The 19,229-nt window shown below is 68.8% G+C and carries 16 protein-coding genes; 10 read left to right on the top strand and 6 right to left on the bottom strand.

What is annotated here, in order from left to right; translation table 11 throughout:
- Positions 1-27 precede the first annotated feature (27 nt).
- Positions 28-1,044, bottom strand: a complete 1,017-nt coding sequence (gene epmA / locus L0966_RS14045; RefSeq protein WP_234052569.1) for an EF-P lysine aminoacylase EpmA — start codon at positions 1,042-1,044, stop codon at positions 28-30.
- A gap of 185 nt (positions 1,045-1,229) precedes the next feature.
- Between epmA and efp the strand changes: the two genes are divergently transcribed.
- Positions 1,230-1,799 carry an elongation factor P gene (gene efp, locus L0966_RS14040; protein ID WP_234052568.1) on the top strand — a complete coding sequence of 190 codons (570 nt, stop codon included), beginning with the start codon at positions 1,230-1,232 and terminating at the stop codon, positions 1,797-1,799.
- Between the two features lie 258 nt (positions 1,800-2,057).
- Positions 2,058-2,525: a response regulator gene (locus tag L0966_RS14035; RefSeq protein ID WP_234052567.1), complete on the top strand. Its 468-nt coding sequence runs from the start codon at positions 2,058-2,060 to the stop codon at positions 2,523-2,525.
- A gap of 701 nt (positions 2,526-3,226) precedes the next feature.
- Here the strand turns inward: L0966_RS14035 and grpE are convergent.
- Entirely contained in the window at positions 3,227-3,850 is a 624-nt protein-coding gene (gene grpE, locus L0966_RS14030; RefSeq protein ID WP_234052566.1) for a nucleotide exchange factor GrpE, read from the bottom strand.
- Between the two features lie 113 nt (positions 3,851-3,963).
- A complete protein-coding gene (hrcA, locus tag L0966_RS14025) occupies positions 3,964-5,067 on the bottom strand; it encodes a heat-inducible transcriptional repressor HrcA (RefSeq protein ID WP_234052565.1) in 1,104 nt (367 codons plus the stop codon).
- Positions 5,068-5,253: 186 nt separating this feature from the next.
- Between hrcA and rph the strand changes: the two genes are divergently transcribed.
- The 3 genes from rph to hemW all read left to right on the top strand — a co-directional run bounded on the left by rph (position 5,254) and on the right by hemW (position 7,969).
- The gene (gene rph / locus L0966_RS14020; RefSeq protein WP_234052564.1) at positions 5,254-5,967 is read left to right on the top strand and encodes a ribonuclease PH; all 714 of its coding nucleotides are present in this window, start codon (positions 5,254-5,256) and stop codon (positions 5,965-5,967) included.
- Positions 5,967-6,602 carry an RdgB/HAM1 family non-canonical purine NTP pyrophosphatase gene (rdgB, locus tag L0966_RS14015; protein ID WP_234052563.1) on the top strand — a complete coding sequence of 212 codons (636 nt, stop codon included), beginning with the start codon at positions 5,967-5,969 and terminating at the stop codon, positions 6,600-6,602. The genes rph and rdgB overlap by 1 nt, the downstream gene beginning before the upstream one ends.
- Positions 6,603-6,811: 209 nt before the next feature.
- On the top strand, positions 6,812-7,969 hold the full coding sequence (gene hemW, locus L0966_RS14010) for a radical SAM family heme chaperone HemW (RefSeq protein ID WP_234052648.1): 1,158 nt from the start codon (positions 6,812-6,814) through the stop codon (positions 7,967-7,969).
- A gap of 143 nt (positions 7,970-8,112) precedes the next feature.
- On the opposite strand, the gene L0966_RS14005 is transcribed toward hemW, so the two are convergent.
- Complete coding sequence (locus tag L0966_RS14005) at positions 8,113-8,556, bottom strand: nucleoside deaminase (RefSeq protein ID WP_234052562.1); 444 nt, start codon at positions 8,554-8,556, stop codon at positions 8,113-8,115.
- Between the two features lie 315 nt (positions 8,557-8,871).
- Between L0966_RS14005 and L0966_RS14000 the strand changes: the two genes are divergently transcribed.
- The 3 genes from L0966_RS14000 to L0966_RS13990 all read left to right on the top strand — a co-directional run bounded on the left by L0966_RS14000 (position 8,872) and on the right by L0966_RS13990 (position 12,399).
- Positions 8,872-10,812 carry a pseudouridine synthase gene (locus L0966_RS14000; RefSeq protein ID WP_234052561.1) on the top strand — a complete coding sequence of 647 codons (1,941 nt, stop codon included), beginning with the start codon at positions 8,872-8,874 and terminating at the stop codon, positions 10,810-10,812.
- Between the two features lie 15 nt (positions 10,813-10,827).
- Positions 10,828-11,385 carry a 16S rRNA (guanine(966)-N(2))-methyltransferase RsmD gene (gene rsmD, locus L0966_RS13995; RefSeq protein ID WP_234052560.1) on the top strand — a complete coding sequence of 186 codons (558 nt, stop codon included), beginning with the start codon at positions 10,828-10,830 and terminating at the stop codon, positions 11,383-11,385.
- Between the two features lie 396 nt (positions 11,386-11,781).
- Positions 11,782-12,399: a LysE/ArgO family amino acid transporter gene (locus tag L0966_RS13990; protein WP_234052559.1), complete on the top strand. Its 618-nt coding sequence runs from the start codon at positions 11,782-11,784 to the stop codon at positions 12,397-12,399.
- A gap of 18 nt (positions 12,400-12,417) precedes the next feature.
- On the opposite strand, the gene L0966_RS13985 is transcribed toward L0966_RS13990, so the two are convergent.
- A complete protein-coding gene (locus L0966_RS13985; RefSeq protein WP_234052558.1) occupies positions 12,418-12,693 on the bottom strand; it encodes a metal-sensitive transcriptional regulator in 276 nt (91 codons plus the stop codon).
- Positions 12,694-12,919: 226 nt separating this feature from the next.
- Between L0966_RS13985 and L0966_RS13980 the strand changes: the two genes are divergently transcribed.
- A complete protein-coding gene (locus L0966_RS13980) occupies positions 12,920-15,661 on the top strand; it encodes a heavy metal translocating P-type ATPase (RefSeq protein WP_234052557.1) in 2,742 nt (913 codons plus the stop codon).
- A gap of 267 nt (positions 15,662-15,928) precedes the next feature.
- Here L0966_RS13980 and L0966_RS13975 read toward each other — a convergent pair whose 3' ends face one another.
- Positions 15,929-16,927 carry a nitronate monooxygenase family protein gene (locus L0966_RS13975; RefSeq protein WP_234052556.1) on the bottom strand — a complete coding sequence of 333 codons (999 nt, stop codon included), beginning with the start codon at positions 16,925-16,927 and terminating at the stop codon, positions 15,929-15,931.
- A gap of 387 nt (positions 16,928-17,314) precedes the next feature.
- On the opposite strand from L0966_RS13975, the gene L0966_RS13970 reads away from it, so the two are divergent.
- Entirely contained in the window at positions 17,315-19,186 is a 1,872-nt protein-coding gene (locus L0966_RS13970) for a mechanosensitive ion channel family protein (protein WP_234052555.1), read from the top strand.
- Positions 19,187-19,229: the final 43 nt, after the last annotated feature.

Below are 19,229 nucleotides of genomic sequence, written 5' to 3'. Positions count from 1 at the left end.
GGCCGGCGCTCCCGGCGACAACCCGTCTCAGGGCGCCGCCACAGGTGCCCACAGCACGTCCTCGATGCGCCGCGCGCCCGTGGCCAGCAGCACCAGCCGGTCGAAGCCCAGGGCGCAGCCGGCAGCCTCGGGCATCTGGTGCAGGGCGGCCAGGAAGTCCTCGTCGAGGGGATAGCGCTCACCGTAAAGGCGGCTTTTCAGCTCCATCTCGTGGGTGAAACGGCGGCGCTGCTCGTCGGCATCGGTGAGCTCGCCGAACGCGTTGGCCAGCTCCAGCCCGCAGGCATAGAACTCGAACCGCTCGGCAAAGCGCGGGTCTTCAGGCTTCGGCCGCGCCAATGCCGCCTCGCTCAGCGGGTAGTCGCACAGGAGGGTGGGGCGGCCCATGCCCAGGTGAGGCTCGATGCGCTCCACCAGCACCTTCGAGAAAATGTCCGCCCAGCTGTCGTCCTCGGCCACGCGGATGCCCGCCGCGCGCGCGGCCGCTGCCAGTGGTGCCGGATCGGCCGGCGCTCCGGGGGCGGGCACCACGGCGGGAAGGTCGATGCCCGCATGCCGCGCGAAGGCCGCGGTGAGGGTGAGGCGCTCGGGCTCCGCGAAGGGGTCGCACTCCGCGCCCCGGTAGGTGAAGCGGGAAGCGCCGCCGATGCGGGCTGCGAGCCGCAGCAGCGCGGTGCAATCCTCCATCAGCTGGCTGTACGGCGCGCCGGCCCGGTACCATTCAAGCATGGTGAATTCCGGATGGTGCGCCATGCCGCGCTCGCGATTGCGGAACACCCGCGCCAGCTCGAAAATGCGGGGCTCGCCTGCCGCCAGCAGCTTCTTCGCGGTGAATTCCGGCGAGGTGCGAAGATGCAGGGTGTGGCGCGCGCCGTCGGGCGCGATAAGGTCCGTGGCGAAGGCGTGCAGGTGCGCCTCGTTGCCGGGCGAGAGCTGGAGGATGGGGGTTTCCACCTCAACGAAGTCCTGCTCCAGGAACCACGCCCGCACCATCGCCGTGATGCGACCGCGTGCCAGCAGGAAGGGGCGGCGGTCAGCGTGCACGTCCCGGTCCCACCACGGGCTTTGACCGGATCCTGATACCAATTTCACGGGGAAACGTCCTTCACAAGCCGCTTTGGGCGCCTGAAACACCGCCGCGAGGGTGGCGCTCGGCGCGAAGATGGGTATGTTGCCCGCCAACGAAGACGAGCGGCACGACGCCGCGAAAAGTTCAAGGAAGACGCGACGTGGTCAAGGTCATCGCCAGCTCCCTGCGTAAAGGCAATGTGGTCGATATCGACGACAAGCTCTATGTGGTGCTCACCGCCGAGAACATTCACCCCGGCAAGGGCACGCCGGTCACGCAGCTCGACATGCGCCGCATCTCGGACGGTGTGAAGATCTCCGAGCGCTATCGTACCACCGAGCAGGTGGAGCGCGCCTTCGTGGAGGATCGCCCCCACACCTTCCTCTATGAGGATTCGGACGGCTACACCTTCATGAACCCTGATAACTTCGATCAGGTGACCGTCTCCAAGGAAGTGATGGGCGATTCCGCCGTGTATCTGCAGGAAGGCATGGAGTGCATGCTTTCCACGCACAACGGCAATCCCATCGCCATTGAGCTGCCGGCCCGCGTGGTGCTGGAGATCGTGGACACCGAGCCCACCGTGAAGGGCCAGACCGCGTCTTCCTCCTACAAGCCGGCCGTGCTCTCGAACGGTGTGCGCACCATGGTGCCGCCCCACATCTCCGCCGGGACCCGCGTGGTCATCATGACCGCCGACGGCTCCTATGTGGAGCGCGCCAAGGACTGATGTCCCGCGGCTCCTGCCGAGGGGCCGTCACCGCGCCCGCACCGCGTCGCGGGCGTTTTCGCGGCATCTCCCCGGACACGGGTGGAGCCGCGGCAGGGGAACTTTCGCCCGCGCCGCCCGTTGAGCGGTAAGCAGCCGAAGTCTGCCTCGTTCCGTCCGTTCCGGCGCTTTGCCGGGCGGATGGTGGGCGGGCGGATGGGCCGCGGGGCCGTTCGGAATGCGCGCGCGCTTCCGAGGGGCGGGCGAAAGGCGCGGAACATGAACTTCGCGGGATTGCGCATTCTCGTCGTAGAGGACGAGTTCCTGGTCGCTCTCGGCCTTGAAGGTGAATTGCGTGCCCTGGGCTGCGATGTGGTGGGGCCGGTCGCCAATCTCTCCGTGGCCCTGGATGTCGCGCGTAACGAGGGGCTGGATGCCGCCCTTCTGGATGTGAGCCTGGGGCGGGACTGCGTGTTTCCCGCCGCCGCCATTCTGGCCGCGCGGGGCGTGCCCTTCGTTTTCTGCTCCGCTTTCACGAGCCCTGAGCCCGTCCCGCGCCGGTTTGCGGATCGGCCCCGCGTGGCCAAGCCTTTCACCGGAGCCATGATCATCGCCGCGTTGGCCAGCGTCGTGATGGCCGGCGGGGCAGGGCGGCCCGACGTTGCCCACCGCAAAACTGGGCGCGATGGACGCGCGCGCCGCGCCGCGCCGCCGGTGCGGGCGGCTCGGGAGCCGGGAATGTCGTGATTTTGATGCGCCGGGTTGGCAGGCGGGAAGAGGCCGGCCTTGGTGCGTTCCACGCGCCTGAGCCGTCTGGGAATGCTCTCGGGCCGGATTGCGAGCGTTTTTGAGTTGCGCGAAGCCCGGTGCGCGCAAAGGCACTCCAGCGCCATAAAAGAGATCGGCTTTTCAGGCCCCGCCAAAGCGGAAATCGCGTTCTGCGCGCATGGGCCTCATCAGCAGCGCGCCACGCCTTGCGGGGGTGCCCAACGGAAAGTCATCATCCCCCGCAGGGGCTGCACCCCGCGCGTGCTTCCGCTCCACGCATGCAGCTGGAGCACTGGCGGGCTTCGCGGAAGTGAAGGGTCATCTAGATTATTGATTTAACATGTACTTTTCGCGCGCGCCGAACTTCCGCCGGCTTGAAGGTGCGCACGTTCGCGGGTTCGCACGAGGCGGCCCCTCAACACGTCCGGCGAATGCGGCCTCAAGACAGCTGCTGAGGGATCGCAAGGGCCGGGGGCCTGTCGCGCTTCACACGTCTAAGGTGCGCGCACCGCGGCCGGTGTGCCTGTCCGCAAACATTGCGACCCGTTCGCGGTCGGCGGCAGGGCAGGGCCATGCAATGCGAAACCCCTCGGCTCCGTTCACGGCGCATCGGCAGGTTTCGGTTTCCCGGGCACGGAAAAATGGGCGCGCCGTGGCACGCCCATTCTCGCGGTGGAGGATCAGGCCTCGCCTTGGGGCTTGGCCTCGGCCGGGGCATCGGCCTTTGGGCCGCCGCGGGCGACGCCCACCATGGCCGGGCGCAGCACGCGCTCGCCGATGACGTAGCCGGCCTGCACCACCTGAACCACCGTGCCATTGGGCACGGACGGGTCCGGCACCTCGAACATGGCCTGATGCAGGTTGGGATCAAACTTCTCGCCGCGCGGCTCGATCTTGCGGATCTTGTGCTTCTCGAGCGCCTGGGCGAGAGCGCGTTCAGTGATCTCGATGCCTTCCAGCAGCGCCTTCACCGGGCCTTCCGCCTGGGCCTTCACCTCGTCGTCCACCGTCGCCAGGGCGCGGTTGAGATCGTCGGCGACGGTCAGCATGTCGCGGGCGAAGGAGGCGATGCCGTAGACTTTGGCGTCGGCCACTTCCTTGTCGGCGCGGCGGCGGATGTTCTCGGCTTCCGCGAAGGCGCGCAGATACTTGTCCTTCAGCGCGGCGATCTCCGCTTCCATGCGCTCCTTGTCGGCCTCTGGCGAGGCCTGGGCGGCGGCGTCCGCCTCGGCGGAGGCCGTGGCGTTGAATTCGGGGTCCTTGACACCGTCGCCGGTCTCGGGCGCGCGCGTCTGCTCGCTCATCCGGTCTTTCCTTTTGGCTGGATCTGGGTCCTCTTGGACCTTCCGTGAGTTACACGGGATATCGGAGCCCTGCCGGCAAAAATCAAGTCCGCACAGGCGGGCGCGGCGCAATCTCAGGCTGCGTCCACGCTTCCGGGCGCGCCGAGCACCCGGCTCACGAGCCGCGCGGTGAAGTCCACCATGGGCACGATGCGCCCGTAATTGAGCCGGGTCGGCCCGATCACGCCCAGCACGCCGAGCACCCGGCCCTGGCCGTCGCGATAGGGTGCGACAATGGTGGAGGAGCCGGACAGGGAAAACAGCCGGTTCTCCGAGCCGATGAAGATGCGCAGCGCCTGCGCCTCCTCCGCCCGGCCGAGCAGGTCCACCACCTCGCGCTTCGATTCGAAATCGTCGAACAGCAGGCGGATGCGCTCCAGGTCCTCCAGGGCGTGGAGATCTTCCAGCAGCTTGGCCTGCCCGCGCACGATGAGCTTGCGCTCGGCCGGTTCGTCGCCGGACCAGGAGGCGAGGCCTTCTTCCACCACCCGCGCCGTCAGGGCATCCAGGTCGCGGCGCAGCTCGGCCAGCAGGGTTTCCATCTCATCGCGGGCCTCCGCCAGGGTGCGGCCGCGAATGTGGGCGTTGAGGAAGTTCGTCGCCTCGGTGAGGGCGGAAACGGGCAGGCCCGGGGGCAGCGCCACCGCCCGGTTTTCCACCTGCCCGTCCTCGGACACCAGGATGACCAGCGCCCGGCCGGGGTCGAGGGGCACGAACTCCACATGCTTCAGGCGCGGATCTGTCTTGGTGGCGGTCACCACGCCGGCGCCACGGGCAAGGCCGGAAAGCAGGGTCGAGGCTTCCTGCAGCACGCCCTCCACGGTGGTCTTCTTGGCGGCGGCCATCACCTGGGTTTCGATATTGGTGCGGTCGCGCTCATTGACGTCGCCCACCTCCATCAGCGCATCCACGAAAAAGCGCAGCCCGCGCTCGGTGGGCAGGCGCCCGGCGCTGGTGTGGGGGGCATAGATGAGGCCGGCGGCTTCCAGGTCCGCCATCACGTTGCGCACCGAGGCGGGCGACAGCGTCATGGGGATGAGGCGCGAGATGTTGCGCGAGCCCACCGGCTCTCCGGTGGCCAGGTAGCTTTCCACGATCTGGCGGAAGATCTCGCGCGCACGGGCGTCGATCTGCGCCAGGGCGCCGGACGAGAGGGAGAAGAAAGGGTCGATCGCCACGGGACAGCACGCCTTCTTGAGGCCGCCCGCGCCGCGCTGCCGCTGGGCGGGCGGCACCCTATTATGTGTCGTTTCCGGCCCGCTCCTTCAAGCGTGTTCGAATGGGAATGCGCCCGCCCTTGCGGTTTTGCCCGCTGGGCTCCTAAAAGAAGCGCCCGAAACGAGAGAGACATGAAGGAAAACACCATGCGCCCCAGCAAACGCGCGAGCAACGAGATGCGCGCCGTTTCATTCGAACGGGGCGTGATGCGCCACGCCGAAGGCTCCTGCCTGGTCAAGTTCGGCGAGACCCACGTGCTGGTTTCCGCCACGCTGGAAGAGCGCCTGCCGCCGTGGCTGAAGGGCCAGGGCCGTGGCTGGATCACCGCCGAATACGCCATGCTGCCCCGCGCCACCCACGACCGCACGCGGCGCGAATCCACCACCGGCCGCCCCTCCGGCCGCACCCAGGAGATCCAGCGCCTCATCGGCCGCTCTCTGCGCTCGGTGACGGACCTCGTGGCCATGGGCGAGAAGCAGATCACCATTGACTGCGACGTCATCCAGGCCGACGGCGGCACCCGCACCGCCTCCATCACCGGCGCCTGGATCGCGCTGCATGATTGCCTGTCGTGGATGCGCGCCCGCTCCATGATCCGCGACATGCCGCTGAAGCAGCACCTGGCGGCCGTTTCCTGCGGCATCTATGAGGGCACGCCCGTGCTCGACCTCGATTATGCCGAGGATTCGGTGGCCGAGACCGATGCCAACTTCGTCATGACCGGCACCGGCGGCATCGTCGAGATCCAGGGCACGGCGGAAAAGACTCCCTTCACCCAGGATGAGCTCCTCTCCCTGCTGGGCCTTGCCCGCAGCGGCGTCGACCATCTGGTGGAGATGCAGAAGAAGGCCGTCGCCTGATGGCTCATCGCCTGCTCACCGGGCGGCTCGTGGTGGCCACCCACAATCCCGGCAAGCTCATCGAGATGCGCATGCTGCTGGAGCCCCATGGGGTGGACGCGGTTTCCGCCGGCGAGCTGGGCCTGCCCGAGCCGGAAGAGACCGCCGACACCTTCGAGGGCAATGCCCGGCTGAAGGCGGAGGCGGCGGCCAAGGCCGCGCAGCTTCCCGCCTTCGCGGACGATTCCGGCCTCGTGGTGGATGCTTTGGGCGGCGCGCCCGGCATCCACACCGCCCGCTGGGCGGGGCCGGACCGCGACTTCGAGATGGCCATGGAGAAGGTGGAGGCCGCCCTTCAGAAGGCCGGCGCCACCAGCCCGGACCAGCGCAAGGCGCGGTTCGTCTCGGCCTTGTGCATCGCCTGGCCGGATGGGCACCTGGAGGAGTTCCTGGGGGTGGTGGAAGGCACTTTGGTGTGGCCGCCGCGCGGCGCCAAGGGCTTCGGCTACGATCCCATGTTCGCGCCGGAGGACTACACCCGCACCTTCGCCGAGATGACGGCGGACGAGAAGCACTCCATGCCGCCCAAGGGCTTCGGCCTGTCGCATCGTGCCCGCGCCTTCCTGAAGCTCTCCCAGGCATGCCTGAAGGCGTGAGCGGGTTGGGCACCGGCGATCATCCCCCGCGCGACATGAACCCTCTCCTGCTTGCGGGGGAGGGCAATGAGGGGGCGGGCGCCGGATCGCAGGCGCAAGGCGGGGCGTCCGGCCCATCGCCGGCCATGGCCCCGCGTTCCGCGTCCAACCCCATGGCGGCCTTCGCCCTTTCCAACCCGCCCCCGCAAGCGGGAGAGCAGGGCGCGAAGATGGGGGAGCCGGCGGATGGCGGGTTCGGCGTCTATGTCCATTGGCCGTTCTGCCTCGCCAAGTGCCCCTATTGCGATTTCAATTCCCATGTGCGCCGGGAGGCGCCCGACCAGGCGCGCTTTCTTGCGGCCTATCGGCGCGAGATCGCGCACATGCGCGCCCTTACCGGGCCGAAGCGGGCGGAAACGGTGTTCTTCGGCGGCGGCACCCCCTCGCTGATGACGCCGGAAACGGTGGCCGGCATCCTCGAGGCCATCAATGATGCCTGGCCGCTGACACCCGGCGCCGAGATTACACTGGAGGCGAACCCCACCTCCGTGGAGGCCTCGCGCTTCCATGGCTACCGGGCGGCAGGGGTGAACCGTGTCTCCCTCGGGGTGCAGGCGCTCCATGACGCCGACCTGAAGAATCTCGGCCGCATGCACACGGTGGACGAGGCGCTGGCGGCAGTGGCCATCGCCCGCGCGGCCTTTGAGCGGGTGTCCTTCGACCTCATCTATGCCCGCCCGCGCCAGACGCCCGAAGCCTGGGCGCAGGAGCTGAAGCGGGCCTTGGCGGAAGGCTGCGAGCACCTTTCGCTCTACCAATTGACCATTGAGCCGGGCACGCCCTTCGAGCGGCTCTACGGGGCCGGCAAGCTGATCCTGCCCGACGACGACCTCTCCCGCGCCTTGTGGGACGTCACCCAGGAGGTGACGACGGCCGCCGGCCTTCCCGCCTACGAGATTTCCAACCACGCCCGGCCGGGGGCGGAGGCGCGGCACAACCTCGTTTATTGGCGCTACGGCACCTATGCCGGCATTGGCCCGGGCGCCCATGGGCGCATTGCGGTGCAGGGCGAGCGCCGGGCGACCTACGTGGAGAAAATGCCCGACGCCTGGCTGGACCTGGTGGATCGCCAGGGCCACGGCATCATGACGGATGAGCCCCTGAGCCGCCCCGAACAGGCCGACGAGATGCTTCTCATGGGCCTGCGCCTGAGGGAGGGGGTGGACCTCCTGCGCTATGCCCGCCTCGCGGGCCACGGCCTGTCGCAGGAGCGCATCAGCGCGCTGGCGGAGCAGGGGCTGGTGCAGCACCGGGGCGACCGCCTGATGGTCACCCCGGAGGGCTTCCCGGTGCTCAATGCGGTCATCGCCGCCCTGGCGGACGACTGACACGTCCCCGGCCCGTTCCGGGTCCCTGCAGGACTGTGCCGCGTGCTATGGCGCGCGCGGGCGCAGCGGCGTGCGGCGTGAAGAACGCGCTTGTTTCAATGGGATCGAATATTTCGTCGATCCCATTGAAACCGGGTGATGGCCTACCGCCGATCCTGGAAGAAGTTCCGCAGCACCTCCGACGCCTGGCGCTCGGCGATGCCGCCATAGACTTCGGGGGCGTGGTGGCAGGTGGGCTGGGAGAAGAAGCGCGGGCCGTTTTCCACCGCGCCGCCCTTGGGATCGGACGCGCCGAAATAGATGCGCCGCAGCCGCGCGAAGGAGGCCGCGCCCGCGCACATGGCGCAGGGCTCCAGCGTCACATAGAGATCGCAATTCACCAGCCGCTCGGACTTCAATTGGGCGCCGGCGGCGCGGATGACCAGCATCTCCGCATGGGCGGTGGGGTCGTTGAGCTCGCGGGTCCGGTTGCCGTCGCGGGCGAGCACCTGGGTGCCGCGCACCAGCACCGCGCCCACCGGAACTTCACCCCGCTCCGCCGCCGCCCGCGCCTCGTTGAGCGCCATCTGCATGAAGGTTCCCGACATCCCCATCCCTTGCAGCGCCGGAACCGCCGCGCGGCACTCCGGCACGATGAGCATTTTCCGGCAAGACGAACATTGTTTCGCCAGAAGAAAATGCGATGGACAACTATCTCGCACACTCTTGAGCTTCAACGAAACGCGAAAAGCGGTCGCAACGCTCGCCGCGCCACAATTGGTGTGCTAGAGGCGAACCAACACGTTTCATGCCGCACGCGGCGTGGAACAGGCCACCCATCCGTTCAAACAATCAGCCATAGGGTGTCCGTTCGGCAGGGCTCGTGCTTGAGCCCTGCCGAACGGACACAATTGATTCACGCGATGCCGCGCACTACACCTCCCCGCAAGGACAAGAACAAGGTCCCCCGCCTCAAGCGCGAGCTGCCCGCCGCCCCGAAGAAGGAGGCGGAACGCGTCGCCAAGGTCGTCGCGCGCGCCGGCCTCGCCTCCCGCCGTGAGATCGAGGAGTGGATCGCCCAGGGCCGCGTGGCCGTGAATGGTGAGGTGCTCACCAGCCCCGCCGTGACCGTCACCGCCAAGGACAAGATTACCGTGGACGGCGCGCCGCTGCCGGAGAAGGAGCGCACGCGCCTCTTCATCTACCACAAGCCGCGCGGCGTGGTGACCACCAACCGCGACCCCGAGGGGCGCGCCACCCTGTTCGAGATCCTGCCCAAGGGCCTGCCGCGCCTCGTCAGCGTCGGGCGGCTTGATCTCAATTCCGAAGGACTGTTGCTGCTCACCAATGATGGCGGCCTCGCCCGCGTGCTGGAGCTGCCGGAAACCGGGTGGCTGCGCCGCTATCGCGTGCGCGCCAATGGCGAGATCGACCAGGCCAAGCTCGACACCCTGCTCAAGGGCATCACCGTGGACGGCGTGGAATACGGCCCCATCGAGGCCGAGCTCGACCGTGTCCAGGGCGCCAATGCCTGGATCACCGTCTCGCTGCGCGAGGGCAAGAACCGGGAGGTGCGCAACGTGCTCGGCGCCCTCGGGCTCAAGGTGAACCGGCTGATCCGCATTTCCTACGGGCCGTTCCAGCTCGGCGAGATCCCCGAATGCGGCATTGAGGAAGTGCGCACCCGCGTGCTGCGCGAGCAGATCGGCGCCGAACTCGCCGCCGCCGCCGGCGCCGATTTCGAGGCGCCCCTGGTGGAACGCGAGGTGGAGGAAGACCCCGACACCGCCCATCGCCTTGCCGCCCGCATGGCTGCGGAGCGCGCCGAGCGTCTGGCCGCCCGTGCCCAGGCCGCCGAAGGCCGCTCGGCCGAAGCGCCCATTCGCGATGAGTTCCGCCCTGCGGGCCCGCGCGTGCGCCGCCGTATCGCGGAGGACGGCGAGGTGGAGAGCCGCGGCACCGTAGCCGATCGCAAGGGCCGCGCCGTGAAGGTGGAGCGCTTGGCCCGCGCGGGCGACGAGCGGCCGACCCGTGGCGCCGGCAAGGGCTTCGGCCGCCCCGCCCACGGCAAGCGGTTCGACACGGACGAGCGTTCCCCCTATCGCAGCGGCGATGAACGCCCCCGCCGCCCGCGCGGCGAAGGCGCCCCGCGCCGGTTCGAGGAGGATCGTCCGCAGCGCGGCAAGGGCGGCTTCGGTGGCCGGCCGGAAGGCGAGCGCGGCCCCCGCAGCTTCCGCCCCCGTGATGGCGAGGGCCGCGAGGATTTCCGCCTGCGCGAGGACCGGCCCGGCCGCAGCCGCGCCCCGGGACGCGACTTTGGCAGCGAGGAGGGCGGTGAAGGCCGTCGGCCCATGCGCGGCAAAGGCGGCTTCAAGGGCGGGTTCGGCAACCGGGCCGAGGGTGAGCGCGGTCCCCGCACCTTCCGCCCCCGCGATGGCGAAGGGCGCGAGGATTTTCGTCGGGGCGAGCGCCCGGCGCGCGGCGAAGGCCCCCGCCGTTTTGACGCGGAAACCGGTGAAGGCCGCCGCCCCCGCGGCGAGGGCTTCGGCGGCCGTCCGGCGGGTGGCGAGCGCGCGCCCCGCGGCAAAGGCTTTGGCAATAAGAGCTTTGGCGACAAGCCCCACGGCGCGCGCGCCGAGCGGGGCTTCGGCGGCGAGCGTTCGGAACGCGGCGGCGCGCCAAAGGAGGGGTTCAAGGGCGGTCCCCGCTCCGGCGGCAAGCCCGGCGGCTTCGGTGGACGGCCGGCAGGGGGCAAGGGCCCGGGTGGCCGGGGGGCAGGCGGCAAAGGCCCAGCCGGCAAGCCTTTCGGCAAGCGGCCCGGCCCCGGTGGCGGCCGGCCTTCGGCACCGCGCGGCAAGCGCTGACGCGGGAGAGGCCCCATGCGCATCGTCGGCGGCACGCTGAAGGGGCGGGTGCTGAAGGGCCCGTCCTCCAGCGCCACCCGGCCCACCTCGGACCGGCTGCGCGAGAGCCTGTTCAACGTGCTCGCCCACGCCTATGACGACCCCTGCGAGGGCGCGCGGGTGCTGGACCTGTTCTCCGGCACCGGGGCACTCGCCATCGAGGCGCTCTCGCGCGGGGCGCGCTTCGCGCTCATGGTGGAAGAGGCGGCCGGCGCGCGCGGGGTGATCCGCGACAATGTTGAGGCCCTGGGCCTCACCGGCATCACCAAGATCTTCCGCCGGGACGCCACCCGGCTTGGCCCGCTCGGCCCCGGCGAGCCCTATGGCCTCGTCTTCTGCGACCCGCCTTACGGCAAGGGGCTGGCGGAAGCCGCCATCGCGTCGGCCCAGGCCGGCGGTTGGCTCACGCCCGATGCCCTGCTGGTGGTGGAAGAGCGCACCGGCGCCTTCGTCACGCCCGAAGGCTTCCGCGAGCTGGAACGGCGGCCGTATGACGAGAGCGAGCTGATCATGCTGGAGCGCGCCGGGGCATAGGGCCTTCTTCAGTGAAGCTAATCGTTTAGAAAACATAATTAAATCAATGAGATATGGTGACTGCGATGCCGTGGGGCGCGGGTGTGCCCTGGATCCGACGTGACTAGGTGAGGTCTGTCGACTTCCCGCCGCGCCATGTGAGCGCAGCCCCGTCATTCGCCCATCATGAAACCTGCGATACGCTCAGGATGGATCGTTCGCGCGATCTCCGTGATCATTTTGCGGACCTGCGAACCTGCCCCAGGGGCGGGCGGCCCGGCCTGCCGGTGCGGGAGCGGCGCGATCCGGGGGCCCGATCCCGCCTTTCCGTGGGCTCGCATGGAAACCAAAGGCCATGGCTGCCATGTGCCTCGCCAGCAGGGACCGGTTCAGCTTGAGAGGTTGTCGGCGCGTGTCATGTTCGACCTCTCAGCCCTCATGCACGGTCTTGGTCTCGGGCTGGCCATGTTCGTTGCGCCCGGTCCGAAGGATATCGTGATCCTGCGAGAGACGCTGGTTGGCCAATCCCCCGCCCGGCTGATCGCCATCGCCGTTCTCAGCGATATCATCCTCATGTGCCTCGGCATGCTGGGCTTCTCGGCGCTGCTGCAGCAGATTCCAAGCCTGCAGCTGCTGGCCCAGGGTCTCGGCATCGGCCTGCTTCTCCTCCACGGTGTGCAGGCGGCGCGCGCCGCCTTGCGCGGCGGCGGCCCGAGCGGTGCGGAGCAACCATGCCCACCCCTCCCGGATGGGGCCGGGCTGAGGCGCCTCCTCATCGTCTCGCTGCTCAATCCAGCCGTATGGCTCGACACCCTGCTGGTCATCGGCACCGTGGGCGCGACCCTGGCCGCCCCGCTGCGCTTCAGCTTCGCCACCGGTGCCGCCACGGCCTCGCTGATCTGGTTTTGCCTCTGGGTGTCCGGCGCGCGCAGCGCACGTCGGTTGATGAGCGCGCCCAATGCGTGGCGCCTGCTGGATGCGGGCGTGGCCATCGCCATGATCGCCATGGCGGTCTTGCTGGCTCTCTCCCTTTAGGGCGCCGGCTCGCGGGGCCTATCGCTCCGTGCGCATGATGACGGCCATCAGCTCAGCCACCTTGCGGCGCTGGTCCTCGGCGTCTCCGGAGCTGATGGCATGCTCCACGCAGTGGCCCACATGATCGCGCAGCACCTCCTCCTCCACCCGCTTCAAGGCCGCGCGGACGGCGGAAATCTGGGTGATGACGTCAATGCAGTAACGGTCCTCGTCCACCATGCGGGAGAGGCCGCGCACCTGGCCTTCGATGCGGCTCAGGCGCTTTTGAACTTGTTCCTTGGTCGGGCTGCGCATGCCTTGCCATATACCCCCATCGGGTATAATGAACAAGGCCGATACCCCCCGGGGGTTTCTGGCGTGTCTTCAGGCTCGGTCACGGCGGCATCGCCTGAAGAGTTTGCGTCGATGCGGTAGACTGAGGCGATTTTTGAATTCTTCCGGGCGTGCGCCGGCTCAAGGCCGCGGGGAGCGGATGGGCCAAGGCTTCGCGCCGCGCTTTGAGAGCGGAGAGGATAGCGGCATGGCCCACGATCACACCCCCACCGGCCACGACGCGGCCAGCGCCTGCTGCGGCGGGCATGACCACGCCGCGTCCACCACCGCCAAGGACCCGGTGTGCGGCATGGACGTGGACACCTCGGCTGCCGCGGGCAAGCCCACCAGCACCTATGAAGGCAAGACCTTCTATTTCTGCTGCAACGGCTGCAAGGCCAAGTTCGAGGCCGACCCCAAGCGCTATCTCGCCGAAGCCGCCCCCACCGGCGCCTGCTGTGGCGGGCATGACCACGCCGCGCATGACCACGCCGGGCCCGCCCCGACCAAGGGCAAGGTGAAAGACCCGGTGTGTGGCATGGATGTGGACCCTTCCCCGGAGGCGGGAAAGCCCAGCGCGGATTATAATGGCAAGACGTTCCACTTCTGTAGCAACGGCTGCAAGACCAAGTTCGAAGCCAATCCGGAACAGTATCTGGCGCCCGTGATCGATCCCGTTTGCGGCATGACGGTGGAGCCCGCGAGCGCAAAATATGCGGCGCGCCATGCCGGCAAGACCTATTTCTTCTGCTCGTCTTCCTGCGAGACCAAGTTCAAGGCCGATCCGGGCGTTTATACCGGAGAGAAGGCGCCGCCGCCGCCCGAGGAGGTGCCGGAGGGCACCATCTATACCTGCCCCATGGATCCCGAGATCCGGCAGGTCGGCCCCGGCATCTGCCCCATCTGCGGCATGGCGCTGGAGCCGGAGCTCGTCACCCTCGACGAGGGGCCGAACGAGGAGCTGGTGGACATGACCCGCCGGTTCTGGATCGGCCTCGTGCTGACCATTCCGGTGTTCGTGCTGGCCATGAGCGAGCATGCCTTCGGCCTGCATCTGCTGGCGCCGCAGATCTCGAACTATGTGCAGTTCGTGCTGGCGACGCCAGTGGTGCTTTGGGTGGGCTGGCCCTTCTTCCAACGCGCCGCGCTTTCACTGAAGACGCGCAATTTCAACATGTTCACCCTCATCGGCATGGGCACGAGCGTGGCCTATGCCTATTCTCTGGTGGCCACGTTCCTGCCCGGCCTGTTCCCGGAGGCGTTCCACACCCATGGCGGTGCGGTGCCGGTCTATTTCGAGGCGGCGGCCGTCATCACGGTGCTGGTGGCGCTCGGCCAGATGCTGGAGCTTACCGCCCGCGAGAAGACCTCCGGCGCCATCAAGGCCCTGCTGTCGCTGGCCCCCAAGAGCGCCCTGCGCGTGCGCCCCGATGGCATCGACGAGGAAGTGGCGCTCGATCTCGTCGCCCCCGGCAATGTGCTGCGGGTGCGGCCCGGCGAGAAGGTGCCGGTGGACGGCATCATCACCGAAGGCCGCGCGGTGGTGGATGAAAGCCTCGTGACCGGGGAATCCATGCCGGTATCGAAGGAAACTGGAGAAAAGGTCATCGGCGGCACGGTGAATTCCTCTGGTGCGTTCGTCATGCGCGCCGAGAAGGTGGGTCGCGACACCGTGCTCTCGCAGATCGTCCAGATGGTCGCCCAGGCCCAGCGCTCGCGGGCGCCCATCCAGCGGCTGGCCGATCAGGTTTCCGGCTGGTTCGTGCCCGCCGTGGTGGCGGCTGCCGCCATCGCCTTCGCCGTGTGGCTGGTGGTGGGGCCGGAGCCGAGCCTTACCTTCGCCCTCATGGCGGGCGTGTCGGTGCTCATCATCGCCTGCCCGTGCGCCCTTGGCCTCGCCACGCCCATGTCCATCATGGTGGGCGTGGGGCGCGGCGCGCAGCTCGGCGTACTCGTGAAAAGCGCGGAGGCCCTGGAGCGCCTGGAGAAGGTGGACGTGGTGGTGGTGGACAAGACCGGCACCCTCACCGTCGGCAAGCCCAAGGTGGTGGCGGTCCAGCCCCTGCGCGACTTCGAGGCCAATGAGGTGCTGCGCCTCGCCGCAAGCCTGGAGCGCTCCAGCGAGCACCCCCTGGCCACGGCCCTGGTGGCGGAGGCCAAGGCCCGTGAGCTCGCTTTGGCCGAGCCCTCGGGTGTGGTGAGCCCGGCCGGCAAGGGCATCAGTGGCATGGTGGACGGGCGCACCGTGGTGATCGGCCATGCGGCCTTCCTGGGTGAGCACGCCGTGCACACTGATCATCTCACCGCGGCTGCCGAGCGCTACCAGAAAGACGGCGCCACCGCCGTGCTGGTGGCGGTGGATGGCCACGCCGCCGGCGTCATCGCCGTGGCCGATCCGGTGAAGGACACCACCGATGCCGCCCTGAAGCGGCTCGCCGACGATGGCGTGCGCGTGGTGATGCTGACCGGCGACAACCGCACAACGGCCCTCGCCGTCGCCAAGCGCCTCGGCATCGAGGAAGTGGAAGCCGAGGTGCTGCCGGACCACAAGGCCGCGGTGGTGGAGCGCCTGCGCAAGGAAGGCCATGTGGTGGCCATGGCCGGAGACGGTGTGAACGACGCGCCCGCTCTGGCGGTGGCGGATGTGGGCATCGCCATGGGCACCGGCACTGACATTGCCATGGAGAGCGCCGGCATCACCCTGCTCAAGGGCGACCTGCTGGGCATCTGCCACGCCCGCTCGCTGTCCAAGGCGACGATGGCGAACATCCGCCGCAACCTGCTGTTCGCCTTTGTCTACAATGCCGCCGGCGTGCCCATCGCGGCGGGCATCCTGTATCCGGTGATCGGCCTGTTGCTGTCGCCCATGGTGGCGGCAGCGGCCATGGCGCTCTCTTCGGTGAGCGTGATCACCAATGCCCTGCTGCTGCGGGCCTGGCGCCCGGAGTGAGGGGCGGCGGGGCCATGGGCGCGGCGCTCCGCCATGGCCCTCACGCCTCTGCGCTGGGAAAGGGAACCGGGCGCGGGGAAGGGTGGCGCGCTATCAGCTGTCCGCCCCCTGCTCTTCATGGGGTGGAGCTCCCCCGGCCAGCTTCGCGGGCGGGGGAGGGGGCGGTTGCGTCTGCAGAGCGCCCTTGAGCGAAGCGGACACTGGGCGGCGTGCAGAACCTGTCAGTTCAATGAGCGAGGTCTTGCCGTCCGGACGCCGCGTCCTGCGTTACGAGGCGGCGGCCATTTCCCGCGCGCGGCGCATGGTGATGCGGGCGGCGGCGGTGGCGAGAGCGTCGTCATATTCCCGCGTGAGGCGGGCGCACAGCTCGGCCGTGGCTGGGATATCGGCGATGGCGCCCACCCCGTGCCCGGCGGACCACACATCGCGCCAGGCCTTGGCCTCGTTGGCCATGTCGAGCCCGCCATGCTTCTTGAGATTGGTCGGATCAAGCCCCGCGCGGATGAGGGACGGCTTCAGGAAATTGGCGTTCACGCCTGAAACGGCGTCGGTGTAGAGAACGTCCTCGGCGGCGGAGGAAAGCATCATCTCCTTGAATTCCTGGGGCGCAAGGCTCTCCTTGGTGGCGATGAAGCGGGTGCCGAGATAGGCCAGGTCCGCCCCCATCACCTGTGCCGCCGCGATGTGGGCGCCGGTGGAGATGGCGCCCGAGAGCACCAGGGTGCCGGCAAAGAAGCGGCGGATTTCGCCGATGAGGGCGAACGGGCTCAAAGTGCCCGCATGGCCGCCGGCGCCCGCGCACACGGCGATGATGCCATCCACCCCCGCTTCCATGGCCTTTTCCGCATGGCGGCGGCTGATGACGTCGTGGAACACGAGCCCGCCATAGGAATGCACCGCCTCCACCACCTCGCGCACCGCGCCGAGGGAGGTGATGACCAGCGGAACCTTCTTTTCCACCGTCACGGCGAGGTCGGCCTGAAGGCGCGCATTGGTCTTGTGGACGATGAGATTGACGCCGAAGGGCGCCGCCGCGCCCGCGCGGGCATTGCGCTGGGCAATGTCGTCCACCCACGCGCCGTAGAGTTCGGTGGAACGCGCATTGAGGGCGGGGAAGGTGCCGAGAATGCCGCCCCGGCAGGTCTCCGCCACCAAATCCGGTCCTGAGACTAGGAACATGGGCGCGGCGATGGCCGGCACGGCAAGGCGACCTTCGAGCGGCGCGGGCAGGGGTTTGGCTTCGAGCACGGGTTTGGCTTCGAGCATGGGCATGTTCCTCCATCCGCCAGGACAAGGCGGTCATTGTTGGCCGGCGGAGCCTGTTGGCCGGCGGCGGCGTTCTGCGTGCCGCTCTTTCGCGGGGCCATGGCCCCTGGCGAACCGGATGCGTGAGTTGACCTATAGGTGAAGGCGCTGTCAATTCCGGCAATGCCATCCGCAAGGGAATGCCCTTCGCCGCGCGGTGCGTCGGGGATGGGGCCGGAAAAGATGCGGGAGAGGGCGGATGGCGTTCCTTGACATGCGCCATGGCGCCAGGCCCTTGCTATCTTGCGGCGCAAGACCGCGGGGCGTGGGAACGGGCGGAGCATGGGTGTGATTCGAGAGGGCGCATTCTGGGGCGCGGCTCATTCCGGCGCGAAGCATTGGGGGTGGATGGCCGCCGCTGAGGCGTGCGGCGCCGCGCGGGCTTGGTACGCGGCCATCCGGCGCGGCCTGCTCCCCTTGATGGTTCTTGTGGTGATCGTCCTGGCTCAGGCTGGGGCGGCGCGGGCGGATGTCGCGCCCTCAAGCCCGGCGCAGCCGGCGGGCAGCGCCCCTCAAGTGGCCAGTGGCGCGGACAGCCCCCTTGATCCCCTCGATACATCGAGCCCCAGCGCGACCTTCCAGTCGTTCATGCGGCAGACCCGGCGGCTGGAAAAGGCCTACGTCGATTACGACGCGCACAAGACGCGGGTGGGGGAGCTCGCCATGTTCGCCACCGTGCTGCGCACGCAGCGCCTGTTCGATCTGGAGCCCCTGCCGCCGGCGATCCGCGAGAAGGTGGCCAGTGCCGGCATCACCTATCTCGTGGATATCTTGAACCGCCTGCCGGAAGTGCCGGCCGCCGACATTCCCGGCGCGCCGGGCCGGGACTGGGGCAAGCTGCCGGCGAAATGGGAGATTCCCGGCAGCGACATCACCATTGCCCGGGTGGAGAGCGGGCCGCGCGCCGGCGAATATCTGTTCACGGCCGACAGCCTGGAGGGGCTGCCGCGGGACTATGCGCTGCTCATCGGCCGGCCGCCTCTTCGGCCGGTGATGTTCGATGATTGGCACCGGGTGCAGGTCAATTTCACGGGGCCGCTGTTTCCCGACGGCATCCAGGACCGGCTGCCGACGGCCGCTTATCTGGTGCTCGATACGCCGCTGTGGAAGGCGGTGCTCTCGGTGATGCTGGTGCTGGCGGTGTTCGTGGCGGTGTGGCTGTGGAGCCGGCTGGCGCGGCGCGCCGGGCGCGGCGGCGGGCGCGTGCGGTACCTGGGCTGGCGGCTTTCGACGCCGCTGCTGCTCATCGTGCTGTATCTGCTGGCGGCCGCCTTCATCCGCATGCAGATCCACCTCTCCGGCGAATTCTCGAGCGGCGAGAGCATCTTCTCCAACATCGTCCTGTACGCCACCGGGGCGTGGCTGGTGTGGAACGCCTGCTTCTTCCTGGCGGAGGCGGTGATCGCCTCGCCGCGCATTCCCGACAATAGCTATGATGCCCACCTGCTGCGCCTGGCCGCGCGCCTCGGCTCCATTCTGGCGGTGGCGGTGGTGCTGCTTTATGGCGCGAACAATATCGGTATTCCGGCCCTGGGGCTGGTGGCGGGCCTCGGGGTGGGCGGCATCGCGGTGGCGCTCGCCTCCCAGTCCACCCTGGAAAACCTGATCGGGGGCCTGTCCATCTTCGCGGACCGGCCGTTCCGGATCGGCGATTCCATCCGCTTCGAGGGGCAGCTGGCGGATGTGGAGGCCATCGGCCCGCGCTCGGTGCGCATCCGCGGGCTGGATGGCACCTTGATCACGGTGCCCAATGGCGATCTCGCCAAGCGGCACATCGTGAATGTGTCGAGGCGCGACAAGTGCCTGTTCCTGCACGAGATCGGCGTGCGCTATGAAACCTCGCCCGAGCAGCTGCAATGGCTGCTGACCGAGCTGCGCCGCATCTTCCGGGCGCACCCCATGGTCGAGAAGACCGGCAGCCTGCCCCGCGTGGCCCTGACGGGCTTCGCCGACAGCGCCATCACCATCCAGATCCGGGCCGGTGTGCTGACCACCGATTACGAGGAATTCCTGAGGATCCAGGAGCGTTTGCTGCTCGATGTCGCGAAGGTGGTGGCGGCGGCGGGGACGGGCTTCGCCTTTCCAAGCCAGACCGCGTATCTCGCCCGAGACACCGGCATCGACGCCGCAAGGCAGTCCGAGATCGCCGCCCAGATGGCCAGCCTCGCGGCGGACCAGGAGCGGGAGGGCTCCGCCACTTCCGTCGAGGGGCGCCGTTAACCCTGGGCCGGGTGGGGTGCTTGACTCCCCCCGTCGTTTCCGG

The organism is Xanthobacter sp. NM-59 (assembly GCF_021401125.1).
Lineage (GTDB): Bacteria > Pseudomonadota > Alphaproteobacteria > Rhizobiales > Xanthobacteraceae > Xanthobacter.
This window is presented reverse-complemented; position numbering and strand designations above follow the sequence as displayed.